A 25,664-nucleotide genomic window follows, 5' to 3' on the forward strand; every position below is an offset into this window, starting at 1 on the left:
CACTATGTGGTTCCCGGACAACAACCCAGGAACAAACCACAAAAACACAACCGAATAACACCAGCAGCAACACCTGGTAACCACAAGACTTCCCACCACCCCCACAAGCACGGGGTCGGACCGGGTAACAGGGTTACGGCGGTCATAGCGTGGGGGAAACGCCCGGTCCCATTCCGAACCCGGAAGCTAAGACCCACAGCGCCGATGGTACTGCACCCGGGAGGGTGTGGGAGAGTAGGACACCGCCGGACAACCATTCAGGTCGAGGCCCCCGAACACACCGTTCGGGGGCCTCCCGCATTTAACCGATATAGCCAGCCGGCAAACAGGACCAGCTGGGCGGCTGGACGAGCAGGCACGAGCCCAACCGACGCCAGCGCGCGCAACCCCCACTGCCGCCGTCGGGCACTCCCGCTAACGGCCGTCGGGCACTCCCGCTAACTGCCGCCGGACGGCCACGCAAGCCGCCGCCCGGGCCGCTGCGGCAGCCTCGCCAAGCTCCCCGAACTCCTCAAAAACCCCGGAAATCCAGTGAATTTGGTCAAAAAAGCGCGGAAACACGCGGAATTTGCTGGCCGCGTCGGCCCAAGCTGGTAAGTTTTCGAACAGTGGCTCGTGCGCAGACCGCGCGTGAGCTCCAGACTCGTATAGTCCAGGAGGACAACAATGGCTAAGAACCGTAGCGAACTGGTTGCAGAGGTTGCTGGCAAGGCTGGCACCAGCCAGGCTGCCGTGAACGGCGTTCTCGACGCCCTCTTCGAGGTCTTCGAGGCTTCCGTCGCCGCAGGCGAAAAGATCACCATCCCGGGCTGGCTTGCCATCGAGCGCACCGACCGCGCCGCACGCACCGGCCGCAACCCGCAGACCGGCGAGACCATCCAGATTGCAGCAGGCCACAGCGTCAAGCTGACCGCCGGTTCCAAGCTGAAGGCTGCTGTCGCCAAGAAGTAGGACACTTCGGCGAACGCCCCGGAAGGCGGCAGGCTCACGGCCTGCCGCCTTCTGCATTTAACTGCGCGGCTCCATCGGCCGATTCGCGGCCTCGGCGGCGTTGGCGGACAATGGATAGGTGCCCCAAGCAAGAACCCCCTCCACAGCCCCGCAGCCCGCTCCCAAGGCAGGGGCCGGTGCAGGGACGGCAAACGGCATCCCGCTTCCGTGGCAGCTGGCCGGCATTGCCGTGCTCCTGCTTGGTTTGGCAGGGGCACTGCTCTTCTCGGGCGCAGCAGGGGCCCGCCAGGTCTCCGATCCCGGGGCGCTGGTCCGCTGGGGCCTGCCGGTCAGCAAAGCCATCCACAACGTCGCTCTGGCGACCGTGGTGGGCGGGCTGATCTTCGCCGTCGGAATCCTTCCGCGCCACCTTCCCGGGCACCGGGGCAAGGACGAGGACGCACCGGAACATCCGGCTTTCACCCGGGCACTGGCGGTCGCGGCCGCCGCGGGCGCCGTCTGGACCCTCTCCGCCGTCGCGGTGCTGGTGTTCAGCTACGCGGACATCGCGGGCCAGGGCGTTTCGGGCGACGCTGAGTTCACGCGCTCCCTCGTCTATTTCATGACCGACATCGAGACCGGCAAGGCCTGGCTCGCGGTCACCATCATCGCCGCGGTGGTCACCACCATCCTCTTCGGCGTCCGTTCCCTGGCCGGACTGGCCTGCACGCTGGTCCTGGCGCTCGGCGGCCTGGTACCGACCGCACTGATCGGACACTCCTCCAGCTCCAGCGACCACGGCGGCGCCATCAACTCCCTCGGCCTGCACCTGGTGGGCGTCTCCTCTTGGGTGGGCGGCATCATCATGCTCGCGGTGCTTTCCGGCACCCTGGGTGGCAAGGTCTCCGGCGGCAAGGACGCCACCGAACAGACACTCCGCCGCTTCTCCAGCTTGGCGGGGTTCGCCTTCCTCCTGGTCTTTGCCTCCGGCGTCGTAAACGCGAGCATCCGGGTGACCACCTTCCAGGAGCTCATCGGCTCGTCCTACGGACAGCTGATCCTGGCCAAGGCCTTCGCCACGCTGCTCCTGGGCGGCATCGGCTTCATGCACCGGCAATGGGTCATTCCGCAGCTTGGCCGCGGCGGGATGTCCGCCAAGCGGGTGCTATGGCAGCTCGTCCTCGTCGAACTGCTGGTGATGGGCGCGACGTCGGGACTCGCCGTCGCGCTGGGCCGTTCGGCACCGCCGGAGCCGACCACGTACGCGCCGGACGCGTCGCCGTCGTTCATCCTGTCCGGCTATGACCTGCCGCCGGAACTGACGCCGGAACGTATGTTCAGCGAATGGCGCTTCGACTGGATCTGGGTGACGGTGGCGGTCTTCGGCGCCGTGGCCTACCTGCTGGGCGTCGCCAAGCTGCGCCGCCGCGGCGACTCCTGGCCGTGGCTGCGCACCGTCGTGTGGCTCCTGGGCCTGGCGGCGCTGACGTACATCACGTCCGGACCGCTGGCCGTGTACGGCATGGTGCTGTTCTCCGTGCACATGGTGGACCACATGGCCCTGACCATGGTGGCGCCGCTGTTCCTGGTGCTGGGCTCGCCCGTGACCCTGGCCCTGCGTGCGCTCCCGGTGCGCGGCGAAGGCAGCCGGGGCGACGGCTCACGGGGCCTGCGCGAGTGGCTGCTGGTGTTCGTCCACTCGAAGTTCTCCCAGCTGGTGACCCACCCGCTGTTTGCCGCAGCGAACTTCGCCGGATCGATCGTCCTGTTCTACCACTCGGACGCCTTCGGCTGGGCAATGCGCGAACACGTCGGCCATGAACTGATGAACCTGCACTTCCTGCTCACGGGGTACATTTTCGTGCTGACAATGATCGGCACGGACCCCCTGCCGCGCCGGGCACCTTATCCGTTGCGGCTCCTGCTGCTCCTGGCCACCATGGGCTTCCACGCCTTCTTCGGCGTGTCCATCATGGGCGGCACCGGCCTGCTCGCCGCCGACTACTTCGGCAACCTCGGCCGCACCTGGGGCGGCTCGGCCCTCGCAGACCAGCAGCTCGGCGGCGCCGTGGCGTGGGGAATCGGCGAAGTGCCCACGCTCCTGGTGGCGATCGGCGTCGCGATCATGTGGTCCCGTTCCGACGAACGGGAGACCCGGCGGAAGGACCGCGCGGCCGAGCGGAATAATGACGCCGAGCTCAACGCTTACAACGACATGTTTGCCCGGCTCGCGGACCGCGACGCCAAGCTTGAACAAGACAACCCTGGACACCGGCCCGCCAAGCAGGCCGACTCCCACACGAAGCTGGAAGGACGCTGATGAGCGAAACCGTACGCACCCAACTGCGGGTCCGGGCCTCCGAACTGGTGGGCCGCGGCTGGCTCAACACCGGCGGCAAGAACCTGGACCTGGAAGCCCTGCGCGGCAAGATCGTGCTCCTGGACTTCTGGACGTTCTGCTGCATCAACTGCTTGCACGTGTTGGACGAACTGCGCCCGCTCGAAGAGAAGTACTCGGACGTGCTGGTGACCGTGGGCGTGCACTCGCCCAAATTCGAGCACGAGGCCGATCCTGTGGCCCTTGCCGCTGCCGTGGAACGCTACGAAATCCACCACCCCGTGTTGGACGACCCGGAGCTTGCGACCTGGAAGGCGTACACGGCGCGTGCGTGGCCCACCCTGGTGGTCGTGGACCCCGAGGGCTACATCGTGGCGCACCTGTCCGGTGAAGGGCACTCCGGCGGCCTCGCGGTCCTGCTGGAGGAACTCGTCGCCGAGCACGAGGCCAAGGGCACCCTGCACCGCGGCGACGGCCCCTATGTGGCGCCGGTCCCGACGTCGGGCACCCTGCGCTTTCCGGGCAAGGCCACGGCACTGGAGAACGGCAACTACCTGGTGGTCGACTCCGGCCACCACCGCCTGGTGGAACTGCGCCCGGACCTGGAGACCGTGGAGCGCGTGATCGGCTCCGGCACCAAGGGGTACCTGGACGGCCAAGCCGAGGTGGCGCAGTTCAACGAGCCGCAGGGCGTGGCCGTGCTGCCGTCCGAGCTCGCCTGGAAGGTGGGATACGACGCCGTTGTGGCCGACACCGTGAACCACCGACTCCGCGGCGTCACGCTGAGCTCCGGATACGTGCAGACCGTGGCCGGCAACGGCATCCAGCGGTTGCTCGACGCCGGTCCTGCGCGTGTGAGCGCGACCGGCGCCGCCGAATGGGCTACTCCGGCTGCTTCCGCGGGCTCCGCGGGTTCCGCGCACCACGAAGGTCCTGCCGACTTCGCCGGCGATGCCGTGGACGTGGGCGTGCTTGGCCTCGGGGCCGGGGTTTCGCTGTCCTCCCCGTGGGACCTGGTGTGGAGCGACAAGCTGCAGCGCGTGGTCATCGCCATGGCCGGCACCCACCAGATCTTCGCCTTCGAGCCTGTGTCCGGTGAGGTCTCCATCCTGGCCGGCTCGGGCCTGGAAGGGCTCCTGGACGGTCCTGCCGAGGAAGCCTGGTTCGCGCAGCCGTCCGGCGTGGCCATCGACGCCGCCGGGGACATCTGGGTGGCCGACTCCGAAACCTCCGCCCTGCGCCGGCTGGTGCTGGGTGAATCCGGCGTGACCGTGGAATCCGCGGTGGGCAAGGGCCTGTTCGACTTCGGCTTCCGTGACGGCGAGGCCGCCGAGGCCCGCCTCCAGCACCCGCTGGGCGTCACCGTGCTGCCCGACGGTTCCGTGGCCGTCGCCGACACCTACAACGGTGCCGTGCGCCGCTACGACCCCGCGGCGAAGTCCGTGTCCACCCTGGCGCGCGGCCTCGCCGAGCCTAGCGACGTCGTCGTGGTCCACCCCGACGGCGCCGAGCCGCTCCTGGTGGTGGTGGAGTCCAACAAGCACCAGCTGGTCCTGGTCCCGATCCCCAAGGAAGCCCAGCAGGTGGACGAGGGTGCCTCGCAGACCCACCGGCCCAAGAGCCCCGTGGCTCCCGGCACCCTCGAGCTCACGGTGCGCTTCACCGCGCCCACCGGCCAGAAACTGGATGACCGCTGGGGCGATCCCACACAGCTGAAGATCTCCTCCACCCCGCCGGAGCTGCTGGTGTCCGGCGGCGGCACCTCCGTGGGGCTGCTGCGCACGCTGGAGCTGTCCTCCGAGGTGGCCGAGGGCGTCCTGCACATCACGGCCCGCGCCGCTGCCTGCGACGGCCCCGAGACCGAGGACGGCGAGATTCCGGACCATGCCGCCTGCCACCTGTACCAGCAGGACTGGGGCATCCCGGTGGTCCTGCAGGCCGACGGCGACAGCGAACTGGTGCTGGACCTGCGCGGAATGGACTGATCGGCTCGGTTTGAGTGACTAGGCGTCACGCCAGACAGGTTTTGCACTGGAGTTCCGGGTGGATTCCCCGGATATCCGGGGTTCCGCTGATCGGGACCGGGTGAAAACCTGACTGGCGTGACGCTTTGTTGTTTTCAGAGGCGTTATCCACATAGGCCCGTTCCGCCGCCCCGGAGGCTTGGAATTCCCGTGACCATGGGTGAGTGGATGTTGTCAGAGCCCTGAAGCTGTGCGGAGGCGTGGCCCGGAGACCCGTCCTCCGGAGTCTTGGCGTCAGCGATGCACAGCTGCGCCGGGCGGTCCGCCGGGGCGTTCTGCAGCCGGCAAAGGGTGTCTACTCGCTGCCGGAGGCCCTGGCGGAGCGAGTGGACCTTATTGTGAAGCGCCAGCTGCTGAGCTGTGCCAGCGCTGCCCCCTTTTACGGGCTCTGGCTGCTGCATGAGCCGACGGTTCGCCACGTGCATCACGTCCGGGCAGGAGATGACGGAGCCGTTGTCCATCACGGGCCCCTCCTGCTGCCACCGCATCCGTACCAGCCCGTAGTAGCGCTGGCAGATGTCTTGGTCCACGCGCTGCGGTGCCTGCCCTGGCAGGAAGCCTTGGTGATGGTCGAATGCGCAGTGGGCAGGGGTGACATGACCATCGGATTCCTCGAGGAACGCCTGCCCGGCAACCGCAACGGTAAGGCACGGGACGTACTCCGGTGGGTGGGCTCCGGAGCCGAATCGCTGACTGAAGTCCTGGCCCGTACCTATTTCCGGATGGCAGGGATCCACGTCGAGGCGCAGTTCCACGTCCATGAGGCGGGGCATTTCGACCTGTTGCTGGAAGGCTGGCTCCTTGTTGAGATTGATGGGCGCCACCATGCGGAATGGTCCCAGGTGAAGAAGGACCACCGGCGCAGCAACATTTCAATCGAGCAAGGCTACGTCGTGCTGCATTACTACTATGCCGACGTCGTGTATTCACCAGGGAAGATGGTGGCGCAGGTGCTGTCGGTGCTTGCCCGGGGCAGGAAAACCTGGGGCGGCCGGGCCGCGTGACGCCTGTGTCGCGTCACGTCGTGCAGCTTTTGCCGCGCAGAAGCGAAGACGGTTCCCGCAACCAAAGGGGTCGCTGGCTGGAGGAGACCTGAAAACCTGCGCCGCGTGACGCCGCCGGGCTCCACCTGCGCCGCGTGACGCCGCCGGGCTCCACCTGTCGGGCGTGACGCCGTCGGGCTCCTGCCGCCGGGCCGTCAGCCCGCCAAGCTCAGTAGCTCACCTGCGGGACCACCGCGATGCTGTTCTCGCCGATGTTCAGCCGGGTGGTGAAGCTGAAGTCCAGGACCTCGTTGAGGTTGCTGACCTGGCCCGTGAACAGGTCGATCTGCTTCGCGGTCACCCGTGCCTTGCCGTTGAGGGGCGCCACAGCCCAGCCTCCCGCGAACGGTTCGATGCTGATCTTCGGGTACTGGGTGATCCGCCACTTGATGGTGCCCGGCTCGATTGGGCTGTTGGTCACGTGGTAGAACGGGCAGTCCGGCTGCAGGCGCTGCTGCTTCGTGGCTTCCTCGGCGCAGTTGTCCAGGTACTGCTTGATCTTTGCGGCCACGGCCCGGTTCATGCTGTCGGTGGTCCGGGTCAGCAGGTTCAGCGGGGTCTGGCCGGAATCGTTGCTCGTCACCGCCGTGTGGACCGGGATGGCGGTGAAGAATTGTTCGCTGAGGCTGGCCTCGTACTGGCCAGGGTAGAACACCGAGAAGCTGCCGCGGCCATCGGGCAGGTTCACCGGGATGCCGTTGAGGTTGGCCTCGCTGGCGTTCACCACGGTGACGTCGATGGTGGGCAGGGACGAGGGCACAAACTCCCAGTGGCCGAAGAACAGCCACTCAGTGCCCGTGCGCTCAAGCAGGAACTCGCTGTGCAGCTCGTTGCCGTCGATGGTGTAGTCGAGCGGCACCATGACCCGCTTCCCGCCGCGGGATTCAGGAGCGCCGATCCGGACGTCTGACACCTTCGAGGCCGCCGTCTGCAGGGCGGTGCCGTCCAGCATGGCCGCGTTTCCGCCCGGGACGGAGGCCTTCAGCAGGCCCAGCGCCGCACCGCCGTCGCCCCTTTTCAAGGCGTCCAGATAGTCGCGGACGGGCTGCTGCGGACTGGCCACGGTGTTGCTGACCAGGTTGATTGCAACGATGCATGCGGCGACGGCAAGCATCAGACCGAGCAGCCATTTGGCTGCGGTCCTGACGAAGGCTTGACTGAGCTGCACGTCCCTTACGTTACCTGCCAAGGCACCCATAACCGCGAATCGCGGGGGTTCCGCGGCCCGGAAAACCCTGAAAATCCAGCCCCCGACGGCGGCCGGAACCTTCCGCTGATGCCCCGGCGGCGGGCGGCGGGGCCGGGGGAGTGCGGTGGCCGGCGGCGCTTGAAACGGGCGTCCGTCGCCCGGGTAACCGCGCGCTTAATATGAAGCTCCCGGGACTGCCGCTTACCGCCTCCGGCGGGAGGACGTCCCGAAGATGCCCCGCATGAGTTCGCGGCCCAACTGCGTTCCGAGTGAGCGCGCCATGCTCTTCAGGCCGCCGCCCAGCGCGCCACCCAGGACGCCGGCCAGGTCACCCAGCTGGCCGTCGTCGTCCTGCGCTCCGGAGTTCCGTGTTCCGGAACGCCGTGGCTCCGGGACGGGCGCCGGCGGGAAGTCCGCCGGGGGAACCTGCGGGAATCCCGCTGGAGCCTGCGGGGCGGGGCGGCTGCTGGGGCGGCCCAGGATTTCCTCCTCGATGCGGCGAGCCTCGGCGTCGATGACGTTGGGGTTGCTGCTGGCGGGAACGGGAGGCTGCCCGGGTGCGGCGTCGCCGGTGGGGGCAGCCGCGCGGCCGCTCAGTTTCTCGTAGGCGGAGAGGTTGTCCACGGCCGTGCCGTACTTGACCAGCAGGGACGACGACGCCACGGTGCTGCGGACGAGGTCTTCGGCGCTGGGGCCCATGACCGATTCGGGGGCACGCAGCCTGGTCAGCGCCACCGGGGTGGGCGCGCCCCGTTCGTTCATCACGGTGATGACGGCCTCGCCGATGCCCGCCGAAGTGAGGGTCTCTTCGAGGTCGTAGTCACTCACGGGAAAAGTGGAAACCGTGGCCTTCAGGGCCTTGGCGTCCTCCGGGGTGAAGGCGCGCAGGGCGTGCTGGATGCGGTTGGCCAGCTGGCCCAGGACGTCCGCCGGCACGTCCTTCGGGGTCTGCGTAACGAAGAAGATGCCCACGCCCTTGGACCGGATGAGCCGGACCGTGGTGGTGATGGCTTCGAGGAAGGCCTTGGACGCGCCGTTGAACAGCAGGTGGGCCTCATCGAGGAAGAAGACGAGCTTGGGCTTGTCGAGGTCGCCGGCTTCGGGAAGCTCCTCGAACAGGTCGGCGAGCAGCCACATCAGGAAGGTGGAGAACAGCATCGGCTTGGTCTGCAGCGTGGGCAGTTCCAGGCAGCTGATGACGCCGCGGCCGTCCGGGGCGGTGCGCAGGAGCTCGGCGGTATCGAATTCGGGCTCGCCGAAGAACTTCTCCAGACCCTGCGCCTCCAGGCCCACCAGTTCGCGCAGGATGACGCCGGCGGTGGCCTTGGAGAGCCCGCCCAGGTTCTCGAGTTCGGCCTTGCCTTCATCCGAGGTGAGGAACTGGATGACCGAGCGCAGGTCCTTGAGGTCGAGCAGCTCCAGGTTTTTCTGGTCCGCGAAATGGAAGATGAGCTGCAGGCTGGATTCCTGGGTGTCGTTGAGCTCCATGATCCGGGACAGCAGGATGGGGCCGAAGGACGTGACGGTGGCCCGGACCGGGATGCCGTTGCCGTCCCCGCCGAGGGCCAGGAATTCCACGGGGAAGTTCCTGCCTGACCATTCCTGGCCCAAGTTCGCTGTGCGGGCTGTGAGCTTCTCGCTGCCCGTGGCCGCGGTGGCCAGTCCGGAGAGGTCGCCCTTGATGTCCGCGAGGAACACCGGCACCCCGGCGGTGGAGAGCTGTTCGGCGATCATGTGCAGGGTGACCGTCTTGCCGGTGCCCGTCGCGCCGGCCACCAGGCCGTGCCGGTTCATCATGGACAGCGGGAGGCGGACCTGTGCTTCCTTGTGGACTTCGCCGTCCACAATCGCAGCCCCGAGTTCGATGGTGGCGGCTTCGAGGGTGTAGCCCTGCTGGATGGTGGCGAGCTTCTCTGCAGCGGTTTTGTTGGCCATGCGCACAGCTTAGCCCCGGGGCAGCCCGGAAGGGCGGGATTGTTCGGAAGGTCCGGATTGCTTGGAAAGCGCATTCCAGATAGCGTGGGGGCAGACTTCCCGACGCCGGACAGACTGCGAGATGAGCCATGGCCCCCGACACCCCGAACGGCACCCCGAACGGCACCTTGACCCCGGGCCTGTGCTCGGTGACGCTCCGTTCGCACAGCGTGGAGGACGTGGCGGCCCTCGCCGCAGAGGCCGGGCTGGCCGGCATCGAATGGGGCAGTGACGTGCACGTCCCGGATGCCGATGCCGCCGCCCGGGCACGGAAGGCCTGCGCCGACGCCGGCCTCCGCGTCTTCTCCCTGGGGTCCTACTACCGCGCCGGCATCTTCGGGGAATTCGAGCCCGCCCTGGCGCTCGCCGCCGGGCTCGGCGCCCGCCGGGTGCGGATTTGGGCGGGGAGCCTGGAGCCGCACGAGGCCGACGCCGGAACCTGGGATGCGGTGGTGGAGGACACCCGGCGGATCGCCGCACTCGCGGCCGCCCAAGGCGTCGAGCTCGCCTTCGAGTTCCACAACCACTCGCTGACCGCGACGGTCGAGGGGACCCTGGAGCTTCTGGACCGGGTGGCCCGGCCGAACGTCGGCACCTACTGGCAACCCGCCGTCGGCGTTTCAGATGCAGAGGCGCTGGACGCCCTCCGGAGCCTGCTCGGTCAGCTGATGGGCATCCACTGCTTCTCCTGGTGGCCGCAGGCCGAGCGGCTCCCGCTCGACGCCCGCGAGGGGCTGTGGCGCGAGGCGCTCGCGATTGCGCGCAGCAGCGGCCGGGACCTCGATGTGATGCTCGAATTCGTCGCGGACGACAGCCCGGAGAACCTCCGTGCCGACGCGGCGGCGCTGCGGGGTTGGATCGACGCCGTTTAGGCGCCTTCGGTGCTCCGGCGCAGGCGCACGGTGCCGGTGATGTCGGTGGCAGCGGGTTCTTCCGCAGGCCGGTCGGCCAGCGCTCCGAGCGTCACCTGCCTGCCGATTTCCTCCAGGGGCAGCCCCACCGTGGACAGTTCGGGGCGGAAGTCCCGGAGCCATTCGATGTCGTCGAAGCCGGCCAGTGCGGCGTCTTCGGGGACCGACAGGCCGTGCTCCCGCAGTGCCGCGACGATCCCGATCGCCATGACGTCGTTGCCGGCGAAGATACACGGCCGGGTGGCCCGGTCTGCAAGGCGCCCGGCCAGCTGCGTTCCGGCGTCGAACCCGCCGTTGCGGCTGAAGGCCGTGTGCAGCACCTCCGTCGATTCCCGCCCCGCCTCCGCCAGGCCGCGCTGGAATCCTCGGACCCGCTCGTCGGAGGTGGCCAGGCCGTCCGGGCCGGCCACGATCACGAACGGACCCTCGTGCGTGGCGGCAAGTTCCGCCGCCAGTCCGCAGGCCAGGTCCTCGTTCGGCACCGGCAACGTGCGGTAGCCGGCCGTCTCCGGCAGGCCGATGATTCCCTGCCCGACGACGCCGAGCCGGCCGCCGTTGCGGCAGTAGCGTTCGAGCTCCGCGGCGAGTTCGCCGTTGGCGGCGGAGTCTTCCGCGCGGGTTGAGCGGGAGCCGGCGATCACGATCGCGTCCGCGCGCCGGGCGGCGAATGCGGCGGCGGCCTCCTTCTCGCCGGCGGGAGTGCCGTCCGTGGTGGCCAGCAGCACCATGCGCCGTTCCTGGCGGGCCGCGACCTGGACGCCCTGGGCGAGCGCGGAGAAGTAGGGATCGGCGATGTCGTGGACGATCAGGCCGATGAGTCCGGTGCTTGATTTCGCGAGAGCCTGGGCCTGGGCGTTGGCCACATAGCCGAGGGATTCGGCGGCCTGGCGCACGCGTTCGGCGATGCCCGCACCGGGCGTCCGGGCCGAGCCGTTGAGGACCCGCGAGGCCGTGGCGGGAGAGACGCCGGCGAGTTTTGCCACTTCGGCCAGGGTGCTTGCGGCCACGGAATTCCTTTGCTCGGGGGTCGCAGGGGATCTCCGCCCATTATGGCAGCTTTCGGCCTCACCCGGGAAAGCGCTTGCCAATAACGCTTGCCGCATGCACACTGGAGCAAGTGGGAATGCGCTTTCCAACTAATCCCGAGAACTTTTGGAGGACACATGGGTTTCGAAACAAGGACCATCCGGATCGCCATGAACGGCATCACCGGCCGCATGGGCTACCGCCAGCACCTGCTGCGCTCGATCCTGCCGATCCGCGACGCCGGCGGCTTCACCCTCGAGGACGGAACCCGCATTCAGGTGGAGCCCATCCTGGTGGGCCGCAACGAGGCCAAGATCCGCGAGCTTGCCGAGAAGCACAAGATCGCCGAGTGGACCACGGACCTGGATTCCGTGATCAACGACCCCTCCGTGGACATCATCTTCGACGCCTCCATGACCAGCCTGCGCGCGGCCACCCTGAAGAAGGCCATGCAGGCCGGCAAGCACATCTTCACCGAGAAGCCCACCGCGGAAACCCTCGAGGAAGCGATCGAGCTTGCGCGGATCGGCAAGCAGGCCGGAGTCACCGCCGGCGTCGTGCACGACAAGCTCTACCTGCCCGGCCTCGTGAAGCTGCGCCGCCTGGTGGACGAAGGCTTCTTCGGCCGCATCCTCTCCATCCGCGGCGAGTTCGGCTACTGGGTCTTCGAAGGCGACGTGCAGGCAGCCCAGCGCCCGTCCTGGAACTACCGCAAGGAAGACGGCGGCGGCATGACCACGGACATGTTCTGCCACTGGAACTACGTCCTGGAAGGCATCATCGGCAAGGTCCGGAGCGTCAACGCCAAGACCGCCACCCACATCCCGGTCCGCTGGGACGAGGCCGGCAAGGAATACCAGGCCACGGCGGACGACGCCTCCTACGGCATCTTCGAACTCGAAACCCCGGGCGGGGACGCCGTCGTCGGCCAGATCAACTCCTCCTGGGCCGTGCGCGTCTACCGCGACGAACTGGTGGAGTTCCAAGTGGACGGCACGCACGGTTCCGCCGTCGCCGGTTTGAACAAGTGCGTTGCGCAGCAGCGCGCCCACACCCCCAAGCCGGTCTGGAACCCGGACCTGCCCGTCACCGAATCCTTCCGCGACCAGTGGCAGGACGTCCCGGCCAACACCGAGCTGGACAACGGCTTCAAGCTGCAGTGGGAGGAATTCCTGCGCGACGTCGTCGCCGGCCGCGAGCACCACTTCGGCCTGCTCTCCGCCGCCCGCGGCGTGCAGCTGGCCGAACTCGGCCTGCAGTCCAATGACGAACGCCGCACCGTGGACATCCCGGAGATCGTGCTCTGATGACGTCCTTGATTCTTCCCGACGCCGACGGCGGCACCCGCCGATACACGGTCCGCCCCGCGACGTCGTGGGCCAGGCCGTCCGCGCCTTTGACGTCCCGGCGCGCCTACGCCGCGGCGCACGTGATCCCCGAAGCCACCGCCGACAACACCCCCGGCGCCCCGGCACGGCTCAACTGGGACGCCACCCTGGCCTACCGGCACGAGCTCTGGTCCTACGGCCTGGGCGTGGCCGACGCGATGGACACCGCACAGCGCGGCATGGGGCTGGACTGGGCGGCGACCCAGCAGCTGATCAAGCGTTCCGGCGCCGAGGCCGCCTCGGTGGTGGCGGCCGGGAATGCTTCGGGCCAGGGCGCGACGGCGGGCAAGTCCGTCCGCGACCTCGTCGCCTGCGGCGCCGGGACCGACCAACTGGACATGTCCAGCCTTCCGTCCGGCCCGGCCGGACTCAACGCCGTGCTTGAGGCGTACCGCGAGCAGATCGCCGTCGTCAGCGAAGCCGGGCCCAAGGTGATCCTCATGGCCTCGCGTGCCCTCGCCCGTGTGGCGAGCGGTCCGGAGGACTACCTGCACGTCTATTCCACGCTGCTGCGGGAAGTGGACCAACCCGTGATCCTGCACTGGCTGGGCACTATGTTCGATCCCGCGCTGGCTGGCTACTGGGGTTCCGACGACGTCGCGCAGGCGACCGAAACGTTCCTCACCCTCATCCGCGAGCATGCGGACAAGGTGGATGGCGTAAAGGTCTCGCTCCTGGACGCCGCGCACGAGGTGGCGCTGCGCGCCCAGCTGCCGGCCGGCGTCAGGCTCTACACCGGCGACGACTTCAACTACCCGGAACTGATCGACGGCGACGGCACGCACCACTCGGACGCGCTGCTGGGCATCTTCGCGGCCATCTACCCGGCCGCCTCGGTGGCCCTGCAGAAGTACGACGCCGGCGACGCCGCGGAAGCGCGCGCCATCCTGGATTCGACGAGGGAGCTCGGTAAGCACATCTTCAGCGCGCCGACCTTCTACTACAAGACCGGCATCGCCTTCCTGTCCTGGCTCAACGGCAAGCAGGCCGGTTTCCAGATGGTGGGCGGCCTGCACTCGGGCCGGTCCGTGGTCCATCTGGCCCGCACCTTCGAACTGGCGGACCAGTCGGGACTGCTGCGCGACCCGGCGCTCGCCTCCCTCCGAATGTCCGACTTCCTGCGGATCAACGGGGTGGGCGCATGAACAGGCTTTCCCTCAACACCGCGACCACCAAGAAATGGACCCTCGCCGAGGCCGTGGACGGCTGTGTCCGGGCGGGCATCCCGGCCATCGGGCCCTGGCGGGACCGTGTCCACGAGGCCGGCCTGGACGAGGCGGCCCGGCTCATTAAGGACGCCGGGCTGCGGGTCTCCTCGCTGTGCCGCGGCGGCTTCCTCACCGCGGCCGACGCCGAAGGGCAGGCGGCGGCGCTCGCCGACAACCGCGATGCCGTCCTCGAAGCGGTGGCACTGGACACGCGCGAACTGTTCCTCGTCGTCGGCGGCCTGGCCCCCGGCGAGAAGGACGTGGTGGCGGCCCGGCAGCGGGTGGCGGACCGGCTTGGGGAACTGGTGCCGTTCGCCGTCGAGCACGGGGTACGGCTGGTCCTCGAACCGCTGCACCCGATGTACGCCGCGGACCGGGCGCTGATCTCCACGCTCGGGCAGGCGCTGGACCTCGCGGCACCGTACTCCGCGGACGCCGTCGGGGTCGCCGTCGACACTTTCCACGTGTGGTGGGACCCGGAGCTGAAGTCGCAGATCGAACGGGCCGGGCGGGAGCAGCGGATCGCTTCGTACCAGGTGTGCGATTTCAACCTGCCGATCGCGGCGGACGCGCTGCTGTCCCGCGGCATGATGGGCGACGGCGTGATCGACTTCGCCACGATCGGCGGCTGGGTGCGGGACGCCGGATACACGGGCGACATCGAGGTGGAAATCTTCAACCAGGACATCTGGGACGCCGACGGAGACGCGGTGCTGGCCACCATGAAGGAGCGTTACGCGAAGCTGGTCCTGCCGCACGCGTGAGCCCTTTTTTGGCCTCGTTTCCGGGGGCGCGGCACCGTGTGATTAATGCCTCTTGCCGTCGTCTTGACGGGTGCTAGGGCGAGCCTTCAGCATTGTTCGTAGCGTTCATTTCTCGAACGTTTCTCGCGTTCAATTTTCGAACGTTTCTTATCGGTGTCGCACTTCCGTCTCTGGGGAAGTGGTGTCGGGCAAGGGAGCGGATCCTGCGCCGGAAATGGACAACATTGTGGGACTGTGGTTGGACATCGCAGGTTGGGGCGGCGCAGTTGCGATCCTGGCGTCCTACCTTTCCGTTTCCATGGGCTGGCTGCGGGCCGGCCGGCGTTTCCAAGCGGCGAACCTCGTTGGTTCCGTCGCCTTCATCATCAACGGTTCCTACTACGGGGCGTGGCCGTCCGTGGTGACCAACGTCGCCTGGTTCGTAATCTCGGCGGTGGCGCTGGTCCGGATGCAGCGCGCCGCGTCCCGGGCAGCCCAGGCTCCCGAAGCCCCGGCCACTGCGCCGGTGGAAACCGCGGCGCAGATGGCCCCGGCGCACCCCGTACCGGTGGTGACCGCCTCGATTCCGGTGGTGCAGGCGCCGGTGCAGGCGGCCCCGGCGCACCCCGTACCGGTCGTCACCGCCTCGGTGCCGCTGGTGCCTGCCTGCGAGTGCTGATTCCACCACCTTTGGCACACTTATCCCGTGGCTCAATTCAAGATCTATGGGAACGTTGAATCGCTGGCGGGAAAACGGCAGCAGATTTCCGATCTACTGCACGAGGCGTCCGTGAGCGTGCTCGGCTTGCCCGCGGACAAGCGCTTCCACCGCTTCATTCCCCTCGACGCGGAATCCTTCATCTACCCGAATTCCCGGAGCGGCAGTTACACAATCATCGAGGGCATCCTCTTCGAAGGTCGCGCGGTAGAAACGAAGAAGCGCTTCTACCGGGCGCTCTTCGAGGGTTTCGAAACGGCACTGGGCATCGCGGCCAACGACCTTGAAATCATGCTCATCGAAACCCCGCGCCACGACTGGGGCATCCGGGGCCTGCCCGGGGACGAACTGACCCTCGACTACCGAGTGAATCCCGACGACAAGGTACGCACCTAGGGCGCAGGGTCCTCCCGACGCTCGCTCTGCGGCTTGCCCGACGGCGTCCGCCGCACATTCTGCTGGATCACCTCGGCTGCTATCCTCCGTGCCCGTGCAATCCCGGGCGGTTCGTGCTGCCCGGCCGGGTGATCCAGCAGAACCGTCACGGGGAACCCGGAACTACGCCGTCAGGTTCCGGTAGCTGACGTACACCACGCCGTTGCCGAAGCGGCGCTCGTCCAGCAGCTCGAGCGTCAGCCCGACGCCGTCCGGCAGGAACCGCTTGCCGCCACCCACTGCCACGGGGCTGAGGAAGAAGCGGAACTCGTCCACGAGCCCCGCCTTGACCGCCTGCCCCGCCAGCTCGGCACCGCCGATGGCGAGCTCCCGCCCGGCAGAGGCTTTCAGCGCGCGGACGGCATCGGCGTCGAACGTTCTTTCAACCCGTGTCCTCGCGGTGGTGGGCCGGTCCAGGGACGTGGAGTAGACGATCTTGTCCGCCGCGTGCCAGATCCCGGCATAGTCCTTGATGGCCTGGGGCTCGCCGGAGGTGTCCAGGTCTTCCCACCACGCCATGACCTCGTACATCCGGCGGCCCAGGAGGTAGGTGCCGGCCTGCCTCTCAAGCTCGTTGACGAAGGCGTGGACTTCCTCGTCCGGGGCGCTCCAGTCGAAGTTGCCGTCGGCGTCGGCGGTGTAGCCGTCCAGGGACATGATCGCGGTGTAGATCAGCTTGGCCATGAGCCGAGGGTACGCCGTTCCGGCGCGGTCCTGAATGCCGTTTCGGTCAGTCGCGGTGCAGCCGATGCCACAGGAGCGCGACCGACAGGGACGTCCGGGACTCGGCGGAGTCGAAGGAGAAACCGAGCCGGTCCTCGAGCCTGCGGATCCGTGCATACAGCGCCTGCCGGCTGATGTTCTGGGCCCGTGACAGGGCGGACATGTTGCCGGCGTGATCCAGGTAGGCGGACAGCAGGGCCAGGCCTTCCTTGTCGAGCGGTTCCAGCAGCGGACCCAGCTCCGCCTGCGCGAAGGACCTGACCCGGGGGTCGCCGCCCAGGAGCGACAGCAGGCCCCGGAGCCGGACGTCCCCGAAGCGGTAGAACGGGCGGTTGCGGGAGCCCAGGGTGGCTGCGGTCTCGGCTACCTGGTCGGCGTCGTCCAGGCCGCGGGCGGCCCGGAGCAGGGAACGGTCGGCCTTGCCCACTCCGAAAGTCCAGGCGACGCCGGGTGTCTTGGCGCCGGCGGTGAGGCGGTGCAGCGTGGAATCCTCAAGTTCGAGCGCGGCCAGGGGGAGCAGGATGGCCACGGACCCCGCGCGGAGGCTGGCGGACAGGATCGACTGCCGTTCCTGCCGCGACCAGTCCTGCAACGCATCCAGGAACGCCCGTTCGCGGAGCTGCACTGCGGTGGCATCCGAGGGGTCGGTCCCGCCGTCCTGCCGTGCGACCACCGGAACGTAGGCCGCCGCGGAGGTCAGGCCGAGCGCTCCTGCCCGGGCCAGGGCTTCCTCTTCGCTGGGCGGCGAGGCCTGGCGTAGGTCCTGCACCAGGCCTGCCCGCGCCTGGAACAGCAGCTCGCGCCGGTCCCGGCCGGCCATGCGCGCCATGGTGAGCGCCTGGCCTGCGCGCTCGAGGACCTGGAGGGCGTCCGCGAGGTCCCAGCCGGCGGGTTCCTCGCTGGCCGCTGCGGTGTCTGCGGGCGGTGCCACCGCTGGGGCCACAAGCCGCCCCCACCGCTGCCCCTTCAACCCCACAGGGGTCTGGAGCCAGCGCTCGCCGCCAGCGGCGAATCCCGTCTGGTTGAGGTAGCCGACAAAACGCGAACGCTCCGCCCAGCCGTCCAACAGCCGGGTGGGGTTCTCCTGCTGCGCGGCGTAGCTCAGCACCAGGTGGGCGGGGTCCTCGAACACCACCGGGCTGCCCAGCAGCTCCGCGGTGGTGGTGACGATGTCGCCCTCCGCCGCGTTCTCCAGGCCCAGCGCCGTGAAGACCTCGTGGACCTGCCGGGCCCGCTCGAGGCGGACAACCTGCCGGTCCATCAGGGCCCGGTGCGCGGCTTCGGTGACCTGGACGAAGCGGGTCCGCCGGCTGAGCAGGACCAGCGGCGCCGCCGCGGACTGCGCCGCCGCCCGCAGGACGTCGATCGCCGCGCTGTCCGGAGCGCCGTCGTCGTCCACTAGTTCGACGACGACGGCGGCCGCGCCCGCCGCGTGGAAGCGCGCCAGGAAGGCGGCGGTGAGTTCGGGCGAGCGGCGGAAGGCGAGCCCGGTGGTAAGGACCAGTTCGCCGCCCTCCAGCAACGAACTTGTATCCGCCTCTTCGGCAATGTGCACCCACCGGACCGGCCTGTCGAGCTCCGCGTCGCCGGCCAGGACCTCGGGCGCGCCGGCCGCCAGTGGCGGCAGCGCAAGGGTGTCCCGGACGGTCAGGGGGCGCTGGGCTGTAGGCGAAAGCATGGACGGCGAGGACATGGACACAGTGTAATTCGATGACGCCGGATTCGGTACAACGTGTCAGGTGCGCCGGTCCAGTGCGAGACAGACCATGGAGGCAGCACATTTCGTGAAAGGACTCCCATGCAGACCACTTCTTTGCAGACCACTTCTTTGCAGACCATCGAACACTGGATCAACGGCACCACCACTGCGGGCGACGGCGCCCGTTTCGGTGACGTGACCAACCCGGCCACCGGAAAGGTGAGCGCCCGCGTCGCGCTCGCCAGCAAGGCCACCACGGAGGAAGGCATCGCCGCCGCAGCGGCCGCCTTCCCGGCCTGGCGCGACACTTCGCTCGCCCGCCGCGTCCAGATCCTCTTCGCCTTCCGCGAGCTGCTGAACGCCCGCAAGGGCGAGCTGGCCGCCATCATCACGGCCGAACACGGCAAGGTCCTGGACGACGCACTCGGTGAGATCGCCCGTGGCCAGGAAGTGGTGGAGTTCGCCTGCGGCATCCCGCACCTGATCAAGGGCGGCTACACGGAGAACGCCTCCACCAAGGTGGACGTGCACTCCGTCCGCCAGCCGCTCGGCGTCGCCGCCATCATCTCGCCCTTCAACTTCCCGGCCATGGTGCCCATGTGGTTCTTCCCCGTGGCGCTCGCCGCCGGCAACACGATCGTCCTCAAGCCTAGCGAGAAGGACCCCACCGCCGCCAACTGGCTGGCCGCCCTCTGGAAGGAAGCCGGCCTGCCGGACGGCGTGTTCAACGTGGTGCACGGCGACAAGGAATCCGTGGACACCATCCTGGACTCCCCGGAGGTGTCCAGTGTCTCCTTCGTGGGATCCACGCCGATCGCCAAGTACGTCTACGAGCGCGGCACCGCCACCGGCAAGCGCGTCCAGGCCCTGGGCGGCGCCAAGAACCACATGCTCGTGCTGCCGGACGCGGACCTGGACCTCGCGGCCGACGCCGCCGTCAACGCCGGCTTCGGCGCCGCGGGCGAACGCTGCATGGCCATCTCCGCCTTGGTCGCCGTCGACTCGGTCGCGGACGAGCTGGTGGCGAAGATCGCCGAGCGCACCCGCACCCTCCGCATCGGCGACGGCACCCGCGGCTGCGACATGGGCCCGCTCATCACCGCCGCCCACCGGGACAAGGTGGCGGGGTACATCGACGCCGGCATCGAGTCCGGCGCCACCGTGGTGATCGACGGCCGCAACCCCAGCCCGGACGCCGAGGGCGAAGGCTTCTTCCTCAACCCCACGCTCTTCGACAACGTCACCCCGGAGATGAGCATCTACCAGGACGAGATCTTCGGCCCGGTCCTCTCGGTGGTCCGCGTGGACAGCTTCGACGACGGTATGAAGCTCATCAACTCGAACCCCTACGGCAACGGCACCGCCATCTTCACCAACGACGGCGGCGCGGCCCGCCGCTTCGAGAACGAGGTCACCGTGGGCATGATCGGCATCAACGTGCCGATCCCGGTGCCCATGGCGTACTACTCCTTCGGCGGCTGGAAGAACTCCCTCTTCGGGGACACCCACGCCTACGGCAGCGAGGGCGTGCACTTCTTCACCCGCGGCAAGGTGGTCACCTCCCGCTGGCTGGACCCCAGCCACGGCGGCCTGAACCTCGGCTTCCCCACCAACTCCTGACTCACCTGGGTTAGCGGACGACGGCGGCGCCACGCGCCGTCGTCGTCCTCCTCCCGCTTCACCACACAGAAAGGGGACACCCCATGAGCACCGAGACGCTCCCCGGCGTGGAGGCCATGCCGCCCACCGCCGAAGAAATCGAAGCCGGCCGCCGCGCCCACGAGCTGGACCGCGCGCACGTGTTCCACTCCTGGTCCGCGCAGGACACCCTCAACCCCATGACCATCCTCAAGGCCGCCGGCTCCGAGGTGTGGGACGGCGAGGGCCGGAAGTTCATCGACCTGTCCAGCCAGCTGGTCAACACCAACATCGGGCACCAGCACCCGCGCGTGGTCGCCGCGATCCACGCGCAGGCCGGCAAGCTCTGCACCGTGGCGCCGCAGCACGTCAACGACGCCCGCTCCGAAGCCGCCCGGCTCATCACCGAACTGGCGCCGGAGGGCCTGAACCACGTGTTCTTCACCAACGGCGGCGCGGACGCCAACGAGCACGCCATCCGCATGGCCCGGCTGCACACCGGGCGCCGCAAGGTGTTCTCCGCCTACCGCAGCTACCACGGCGGCACCGACTTGGCGATCAACGTCACCGGCGACCCGCGGCGCGTCCCGAATGATACGGGCGACGCCGGCGTGGTCCACTTCCTGCCCGCCTACCTCTACCGCTCCTACTTCGGTTCCACCACCGAAGCCGAGGAGACCGAGCGGGCGCTCAAGCACCTGGAGGACATGATTGTCCTGGAGGGCTCGGTGAACGTGGCCGCCGTGATCCTGGAGTCCGTGCCCGGCACGGCGGGCATCTACGCCCCGCCCGCCGGCTACCTCGAAGGTGTCCGCGAGCTCACCCGCAAGTACGGCATCATGTTCATCGCGGACGAGGTCATGGCCGGATTCGGACGCACCGGTGAGTGGTTCGCCGTCGACCGCTGGGGCGTGACCCCGGACCTGATCACCTTCGCCAAGGGCGTGAACTCCGGCTACGTTCCGCTGGGCGGCGTGGTCATCTCCGACGAGGTGTTCGATACCTTCCGCCAGCGCGTGTACCCGGGCGGCCTGACCTACTCCGGCCACCCGCTCGCCTGCGCCGCCGCCGTTGCCACCATCGAAACCATGCGCGACGAACGGATGGTGGAGAACGCGCGCCGCCTGGGCGAGGAAATCATCCGGCCGGCCCTGGAAGCGATGAAGGCCAAGCACCCGAGCGTGGGCGATGTCCGCGGCTCCGGCGTATTCTGGGCGATCGAACTGGTCCGGGACCGCGAAACCCGCGAGCCGCTGGCGGCCTATGGCGGATCGAGCCCCGAGATGAACGCCGTGATCGCGGAGATCAAGGCCGGCGGTGTGCTGCCCTTCGCCAACTTCAACCGCGTCCACGTGGTTCCGCCGCTGAACATCCCGGACGAGCTGCTCCGCGAGGCGCTCGCCGTGATCGACCGTGCGTTGGACGTCGCCGACGCGGCCGTGGCCGGCTGACGCTTTTTCGTCCGCGGCAGCGTGATGCCCGCCGTTGGCGGCGGGCGGGCGATCTGGACCAGGGCCGAACCGCCGTCGTAACGACCGGACTCCAGCACCCGCACGACGACGGCTGGCGGCTTGGCGGGGGCGGGAGCCGTCGGGGGAATCCCGGTGGCTCCCGTCCGTTTACCGGGCGGCCGCTTTCGGAGATCGCCAAGGAGGGCTAGTATCTGTCTGACAATCAGCATTCCCTCTCGCTGCGAGGTTTCCATGGCATCCTTCCCTTCCGCCCAGCCCAATGGACGGGCCGTCTCCCCGGTGGCATCCGTGTCCCGGAGGGACGGGGTCCTCAACGAGATCCGGCGTGCCGTGGTCCTTGGAAGCATCAAGCCCGGGGACAAGCTCACCGAGGCCCAACTCGCCGAATGGCTCAACGTCAGCCGTCCCACGGTCCGGGAAGCGCTCAGCCAGCTCTCCCAGGAGGGCCTGCTGGTCCAGGAGCCGTACCGCGGCCTGCGCGTGGCGACGCTCTCGCCGGACGCCATCATGGACCTCGCCCGGACGCGCCTTGCGCTGGACATGCTGGCCGCTGAAGGGATCTGCGAGGACGCCACGGGTGCACGCTTGGCGCAGGTGGAGGAAGCCTGGCTGCGGTACGAGGACCTCGAATTCCATCCGGATCCCGTGGTCAAGCACGAAGCGCATGTGGCCTTCCACCGCGCCATCTGGGCCGCCGCGGACAACGCCATGCTGCTCCGGCTCTGGCCCGTGACCGAGGCCCACCTGACCATCCTCCTGGCGCAGGACCAGGCGACGCGTGACGACCCGGTCCGGGCCCACAATGTCCACGAACGCCTGGTGGAGGCCCTGCGGACCAGGGACCTGGATGTCATCCGGGCCGCCATGTCCGCCCACACCATCGACAGCGCCCGGGAATTGATCGAGCTCCTGGGCAGGAATGGAGAAAGCGCATGAGGGTCCTTTTGATCGGGGCCGGCGGGCACGTCGGCAAAGCCGCCTCGGCCGCATTCGTGGCGCAGGGGCATGAGGTCATCGAGGCCTCGCGCAACGGGGAATTGCCGGTGGACCTCCTGGACGAGGCCTCGATCGCGGCGATGTACCGCCGCGTGGGCGGGGTGGACGCCGTCGTGTCCTGCACGGGCTCCGTGCCCTTCAAGCCACTGGCAGAGCTCACCGCGGATGACTACCGTGCCGGTTTCGAGGACAAGGTCCTGGGCCAGATCAACCTGCTGCGGCTCGGCTTGGACAACGTATCCGACGGCGGATCCTTCACCTTCACCACGGGCGTCCTGGCCCGGGAACCCATCCCGACCGGCGCCGCGGCGTCCTTGGCGAACGGGGCGCTTGAGTCCTTCGTCATGGCTGCGGCCGCCGAACTGCCGAGGGGTCTCCGCGTCAACGCAGTGAGCCCCGGCGTCCTCGAGGACGCGCCCGGCTACCACCCCTTCTTCCCTGGTTTCGAGCAGGTCTCTTCGGACGCCCTCGGCCAGGTCTACGTAAAATCGGCGGCCGGCATCCAGACCGGGCGGATCTTCGCGCTGGGCTGAGGTCGGAAGTGCCTCAAGGGAGCCTTCGCCGGGAAACCGGCGGAGGCTCCCTTTTTCGTTGTCCGGAAATTCCTGCCGGAAAGGGCTGGACGTGGCAGCCATCACAGTCTAGAGTTTTGTCATTGCCAGATTGTCAGACAGTAAAACAGTCTGACTGAGTGAAGCCCTCGACAGCGTTGTCCGGCTTCTCCCCAGGCCTTGAACTCCTTTACCCAGAAGAGAGCGCATCATGACCAAAACAAGCAAGATCGTCCTGTCGATCCTGGCCGTCATTCTGGTTTCAATCGCCGGCGGTTACATCGGCTCAGGTTTCCGCGGAAACTCCGCATCGGCGGCCGGTGCCGCCGTCCAGGGAACGTTCATCGAAGAAATCAAGAAGCGCGGCGAGCTCCGCGTTGGCGTGGCAATCGCGCCGCCCATGACCACCCAGCAGCCGGACGGCAGCCTCGGCGGGCCGAACCTCATTCCCCTCCAGGAGCTCGCCAAGCAGCTCGGCGTCAAGCTCGTCCCCGTGGCGGCCGAATGGAAGAACATCGTTGCCGGCCTGCAGGCAGGCCGCTACGACTTCGCTGCCAACCTCGACTACACCGTGGAACGCTCCCTGGCGATCGGCTTCACCGATCCCGTGTACCAGTACCAGGGAGTCTTCGTGGTGAAAGCCGACTCCGCGTTCACTACCGCCGAGGACATCATCAAGAACGGCGGCCAGGTGACTACCGCCCAGGGCTCCGCTCCGGAGAAGGCACTCCAGGGGCTCGGCGCCAAGCTCATGTCCGTGGACAACTACTCGAACGCCATTTCCGCAGTCCAGGCCAACCGGGCCATCGCCGAATTCACCGACCTTCCCACGGCCGAATCCCAGGCACTGGCCAACAAGTCCCTGAAGATCGTGGTCCCCGAACCCGAGATCTACTCCGCCTCCGCCGCGTACGGCGTCCCCGCGACGATCGACCCCCGTTCCCTGACGATCGTCAACATCGCCATCGAGCGCGCACAGAAGAGCGGCCAGCTGGCCCAGGCCTACGCCAAGGTCGACTACGTCGAGGCAGACAACCTGGGCGACCTTCGCAAGAAGTAACGTCCCTAGGAGAACGACATGAATGGATACACCTTTGACTGGGACGTGGTGGCCAAGGCCTTGCCCAGCATGCTGGAGGGCCTGGGGCTGACGCTCCAGATCACGGTCATCACGATCGTGCTGAGCATGGTCCTCGCCATCCCGGTGGCCGTCGGACGTATGTCGAAGATCGAGGTCGTCCGCTGGGCGGCCCAGGGCTACATCGAGCTGTTCCGCTGCACGCCGTTGCTCGTCCAGCTGTTCTGGATCTTCTACGCCCTGCCGGCCCTGACCGGCGTGACCCTCCCGGGTTACGTGTCGGCACTGATCGCCCTGACCGCCAACCTGACCGCCTTCATGGCGGAGACCTACCGCAGCGGATTCCAGTCCGTGCCGGTCGAACAGGTGGAAGCGGGCCGGATGCTGCAGCTGAACCGTTTCCAGCAGCTGCGCTACATCATCGTTCCGCAGGCCATGCGCCAGCAATTGCCGGTCATCCTGTCCCTGAACATCTCGCTATTCAAGGACACCGCGCTCGTCTCCACCATCGCGGTGTCGGACCTGATGTTCATCTCCAACACCATCTCGGCCCAGAACTACCGGGCCCTGGAGATCTTCACGCTAGCGGCGCTGATCTACTTCGCCATCGCGTTCCCCGTCTCGCTGATCACTAGTGCCATCGAACGGCGCATGCAGAGCACCGCCGGCCCCGGGTTCAAGCCCGGGCCGAGCCTCCTGGCCCGCATGATGCCCGGAACTAAGGTGGCGACGTCATGACCCACATCAACCTCGAACGGAAAGGAACTCCGGTGACCACTCCAGCCCACGCAGCAGTCCCGGTCGATACCGGGCAGGTCCTGGTCCAGGCGCGGGGGCTCCAGAAGAGCTTCCACCACCGCACCATCCTGAAGAACGTCGACTTCGACATGCACCGCGGTGACATCACCGTCATCATCGGCAAGAGCGGCTCGGGGAAATCCACCCTGCTGCGGGCCATCGCCGGCCTGACCGATCCTGACGCCGGCGAGATCTCGATCGACGGCAAAACCGTCTTCGAAGGCACCCAGCGGACCAAGGCCTGGGCGGAAGCCAGCGCGAACGTCGGCATGGTCTTCCAGACCTATACCCTCTGGCCGCACATGAACGTCCTGGACAACCTCACGCTGGCACCGCGCAAGACCCGCGGCATGGCAGCCTCCGAGGCCAAGGACCAGGCCGAGTCGGCCCTGGACGAGGTGGGCATGAAGCACCACATCCTCAGCCGTCCCACCCAGCTCTCCGGCGGCGAACGCCAGCGCGTAGCCATAGCCAGGGCCCTGATGATGAAGCCAAAATTGTTGCTATGCGATGAGATCACGTCAGCACTGGACCCACCCGTGGCCGCCGAAGTCCTGGACGTCCTCCGGCGCCTGAAGGAAGAGGACGGAATTGCCGTGGCACTGGTTACCCACGACATGGCCTTCGCGTCCAAGGCCGCTGACCGCGTGGTGTTCTTCCACAACGGCGAAATCGCCGTCAACGCCACACCGGAAGCCGCTTTCGACAATTGCGACAACCCCGACCTGAAGAAGTTCGTTGACGCGGTCCGGTTCTAGGCCGGACCGCCCAACAGGAAAGGA

Annotated in this window: 22 protein-coding genes and 1 rRNA gene; 18 read left to right on the plus strand and 5 right to left on the minus strand. The window is 68.0% G+C overall.

Features of this window, described 5'->3' with window-relative positions; all coding sequences use genetic code 11:
• The first annotated feature begins 134 nt into the window (after positions 1 to 134).
• The 5 genes from rrf to D3654_RS01670 all read left to right on the plus strand — a co-directional run bounded on the left by rrf (position 135) and on the right by D3654_RS01670 (position 6,296).
• Positions 135 to 251 (plus strand): 5S ribosomal RNA (rrf, locus tag D3654_RS01650).
• A 415-nt stretch (positions 252 to 666) separates the two neighbouring features.
• Positions 667 to 951, plus strand: a complete 285-nt coding sequence (locus D3654_RS01655; RefSeq protein WP_070350644.1) for an HU family DNA-binding protein — start codon at positions 667 to 669, stop codon at positions 949 to 951.
• Positions 952 to 1,069: 118 nt separating this feature from the next.
• A complete protein-coding gene (locus tag D3654_RS01660) occupies positions 1,070 to 3,250 on the plus strand; it encodes a bifunctional copper resistance protein CopD/cytochrome c oxidase assembly protein (protein WP_120519801.1) in 2,181 nt (726 codons plus the stop codon).
• Complete coding sequence (locus D3654_RS01665; RefSeq protein WP_120519802.1) at positions 3,250 to 5,253, plus strand: NHL domain-containing thioredoxin family protein; 2,004 nt, start codon at positions 3,250 to 3,252, stop codon at positions 5,251 to 5,253. Before D3654_RS01660 ends, D3654_RS01665 begins: the two co-directional genes overlap by 1 nt.
• A gap of 203 nt (positions 5,254 to 5,456) precedes the next feature.
• On the plus strand, positions 5,457 to 6,296 hold the full coding sequence (locus D3654_RS01670; RefSeq protein WP_120519803.1) for a DUF559 domain-containing protein: 840 nt from the start codon (positions 5,457 to 5,459) through the stop codon (positions 6,294 to 6,296).
• A gap of 208 nt (positions 6,297 to 6,504) precedes the next feature.
• Here the strand turns inward: D3654_RS01670 and D3654_RS01675 are convergent, their stop codons facing one another.
• Together D3654_RS01675 and D3654_RS01680 are read right to left on the minus strand one after the other, a co-directional pair.
• On the minus strand, positions 6,505 to 7,533 hold the full coding sequence (locus D3654_RS01675; RefSeq protein ID WP_120519804.1) for a hypothetical protein: 1,029 nt from the start codon (positions 7,531 to 7,533) through the stop codon (positions 6,505 to 6,507).
• A gap of 192 nt (positions 7,534 to 7,725) precedes the next feature.
• A complete protein-coding gene (locus D3654_RS01680) occupies positions 7,726 to 9,459 on the minus strand; it encodes a helicase HerA-like domain-containing protein (RefSeq protein ID WP_205571703.1) in 1,734 nt (577 codons plus the stop codon).
• Positions 9,460 to 9,587: 128 nt separating this feature from the next.
• Here D3654_RS01680 and D3654_RS01685 point away from each other — a divergent pair, with 128 nt between their 5' ends.
• On the plus strand, positions 9,588 to 10,370 hold the full coding sequence (locus D3654_RS01685; protein WP_120519806.1) for a sugar phosphate isomerase/epimerase family protein: 783 nt from the start codon (positions 9,588 to 9,590) through the stop codon (positions 10,368 to 10,370).
• Here D3654_RS01685 and D3654_RS01690 read toward each other — a convergent pair.
• The gene (locus D3654_RS01690) at positions 10,367 to 11,416 is read right to left on the minus strand and encodes a LacI family DNA-binding transcriptional regulator (RefSeq protein ID WP_120519807.1); all 1,050 of its coding nucleotides are present in this window, start codon (positions 11,414 to 11,416) and stop codon (positions 10,367 to 10,369) included. The genes D3654_RS01685 and D3654_RS01690 overlap by 4 nt on opposite strands.
• Positions 11,417 to 11,572: 156 nt before the next feature.
• Here D3654_RS01690 and D3654_RS01695 point away from each other — a divergent pair, with 156 nt between their 5' ends.
• From D3654_RS01695 to D3654_RS01715, 5 genes are all read left to right on the plus strand, one after another.
• Positions 11,573 to 12,742: a Gfo/Idh/MocA family protein gene (locus D3654_RS01695; RefSeq protein WP_120519808.1), complete on the plus strand. Its 1,170-nt coding sequence runs from the start codon at positions 11,573 to 11,575 to the stop codon at positions 12,740 to 12,742.
• A complete protein-coding gene (locus D3654_RS01700) occupies positions 12,742 to 13,968 on the plus strand; it encodes a dihydrodipicolinate synthase family protein (protein ID WP_120519809.1) in 1,227 nt (408 codons plus the stop codon). The genes D3654_RS01695 and D3654_RS01700 overlap by 1 nt, the downstream gene beginning before the upstream one ends.
• Positions 13,965 to 14,795: a sugar phosphate isomerase/epimerase family protein gene (locus tag D3654_RS01705; protein WP_120519810.1), complete on the plus strand. Its 831-nt coding sequence runs from the start codon at positions 13,965 to 13,967 to the stop codon at positions 14,793 to 14,795. Before D3654_RS01700 ends, D3654_RS01705 begins: the two co-directional genes overlap by 4 nt.
• A gap of 214 nt (positions 14,796 to 15,009) precedes the next feature.
• Positions 15,010 to 15,453, plus strand: coding sequence for a CBU_0592 family membrane protein (locus tag D3654_RS01710; protein WP_120519811.1), 444 nt, complete (start codon positions 15,010 to 15,012; stop codon positions 15,451 to 15,453).
• 27 nt (positions 15,454 to 15,480) lie between these two features.
• Complete coding sequence (locus D3654_RS01715) at positions 15,481 to 15,888, plus strand: tautomerase family protein (protein ID WP_120519812.1); 408 nt, start codon at positions 15,481 to 15,483, stop codon at positions 15,886 to 15,888.
• A gap of 162 nt (positions 15,889 to 16,050) precedes the next feature.
• Here D3654_RS01715 and D3654_RS01720 read toward each other — a convergent pair whose 3' ends face one another.
• Complete coding sequence (locus D3654_RS01720) at positions 16,051 to 16,611, minus strand: dihydrofolate reductase family protein (RefSeq protein ID WP_120519813.1); 561 nt, start codon at positions 16,609 to 16,611, stop codon at positions 16,051 to 16,053.
• Positions 16,612 to 16,657: 46 nt separating this feature from the next.
• Positions 16,658 to 18,343: a PucR family transcriptional regulator gene (locus tag D3654_RS01725; RefSeq protein WP_120519814.1), complete on the minus strand. Its 1,686-nt coding sequence runs from the start codon at positions 18,341 to 18,343 to the stop codon at positions 16,658 to 16,660.
• 135 nt (positions 18,344 to 18,478) lie between these two features.
• Here D3654_RS01725 and D3654_RS01730 point away from each other — a divergent pair, with 135 nt between their 5' ends.
• The 7 genes from D3654_RS01730 to D3654_RS01760 all read left to right on the plus strand — a co-directional run bounded on the left by D3654_RS01730 (position 18,479) and on the right by D3654_RS01760 (position 25,640).
• The gene (locus D3654_RS01730) at positions 18,479 to 19,969 is read left to right on the plus strand and encodes a CoA-acylating methylmalonate-semialdehyde dehydrogenase (RefSeq protein WP_120519897.1); all 1,491 of its coding nucleotides are present in this window, start codon (positions 18,479 to 18,481) and stop codon (positions 19,967 to 19,969) included.
• Between the two features lie 83 nt (positions 19,970 to 20,052).
• Positions 20,053 to 21,438, plus strand: a complete 1,386-nt coding sequence (locus D3654_RS01735; protein WP_120519815.1) for an aspartate aminotransferase family protein — start codon at positions 20,053 to 20,055, stop codon at positions 21,436 to 21,438.
• A gap of 252 nt (positions 21,439 to 21,690) precedes the next feature.
• Positions 21,691 to 22,395: a GntR family transcriptional regulator gene (locus D3654_RS01740; RefSeq protein WP_120519816.1), complete on the plus strand. Its 705-nt coding sequence runs from the start codon at positions 21,691 to 21,693 to the stop codon at positions 22,393 to 22,395.
• A complete protein-coding gene (locus D3654_RS01745) occupies positions 22,392 to 22,988 on the plus strand; it encodes a short chain dehydrogenase (protein ID WP_120519817.1) in 597 nt (198 codons plus the stop codon). The genes D3654_RS01740 and D3654_RS01745 overlap by 4 nt, the downstream gene beginning before the upstream one ends.
• A gap of 229 nt (positions 22,989 to 23,217) precedes the next feature.
• A complete protein-coding gene (locus D3654_RS01750; RefSeq protein WP_120519818.1) occupies positions 23,218 to 24,066 on the plus strand; it encodes a substrate-binding periplasmic protein in 849 nt (282 codons plus the stop codon).
• 18 nt (positions 24,067 to 24,084) lie between these two features.
• Positions 24,085 to 24,822 (plus strand): amino acid ABC transporter permease, encoded by a 738-nt coding sequence (locus tag D3654_RS01755; protein WP_120519819.1) that lies wholly within the window; start codon positions 24,085 to 24,087, stop codon positions 24,820 to 24,822.
• The gene (locus D3654_RS01760; RefSeq protein WP_120519820.1) at positions 24,819 to 25,640 is read left to right on the plus strand and encodes an amino acid ABC transporter ATP-binding protein; all 822 of its coding nucleotides are present in this window, start codon (positions 24,819 to 24,821) and stop codon (positions 25,638 to 25,640) included. The genes D3654_RS01755 and D3654_RS01760 overlap by 4 nt, the downstream gene beginning before the upstream one ends.
• The last annotated feature ends 24 nt before the right edge of the window (positions 25,641 to 25,664 follow it).

Origin of the sequence: Arthrobacter celericrescens (assembly GCF_003614925.1) — a bacterium.
GTDB lineage: Bacteria > Actinomycetota > Actinomycetes > Actinomycetales > Micrococcaceae > Arthrobacter > Arthrobacter celericrescens.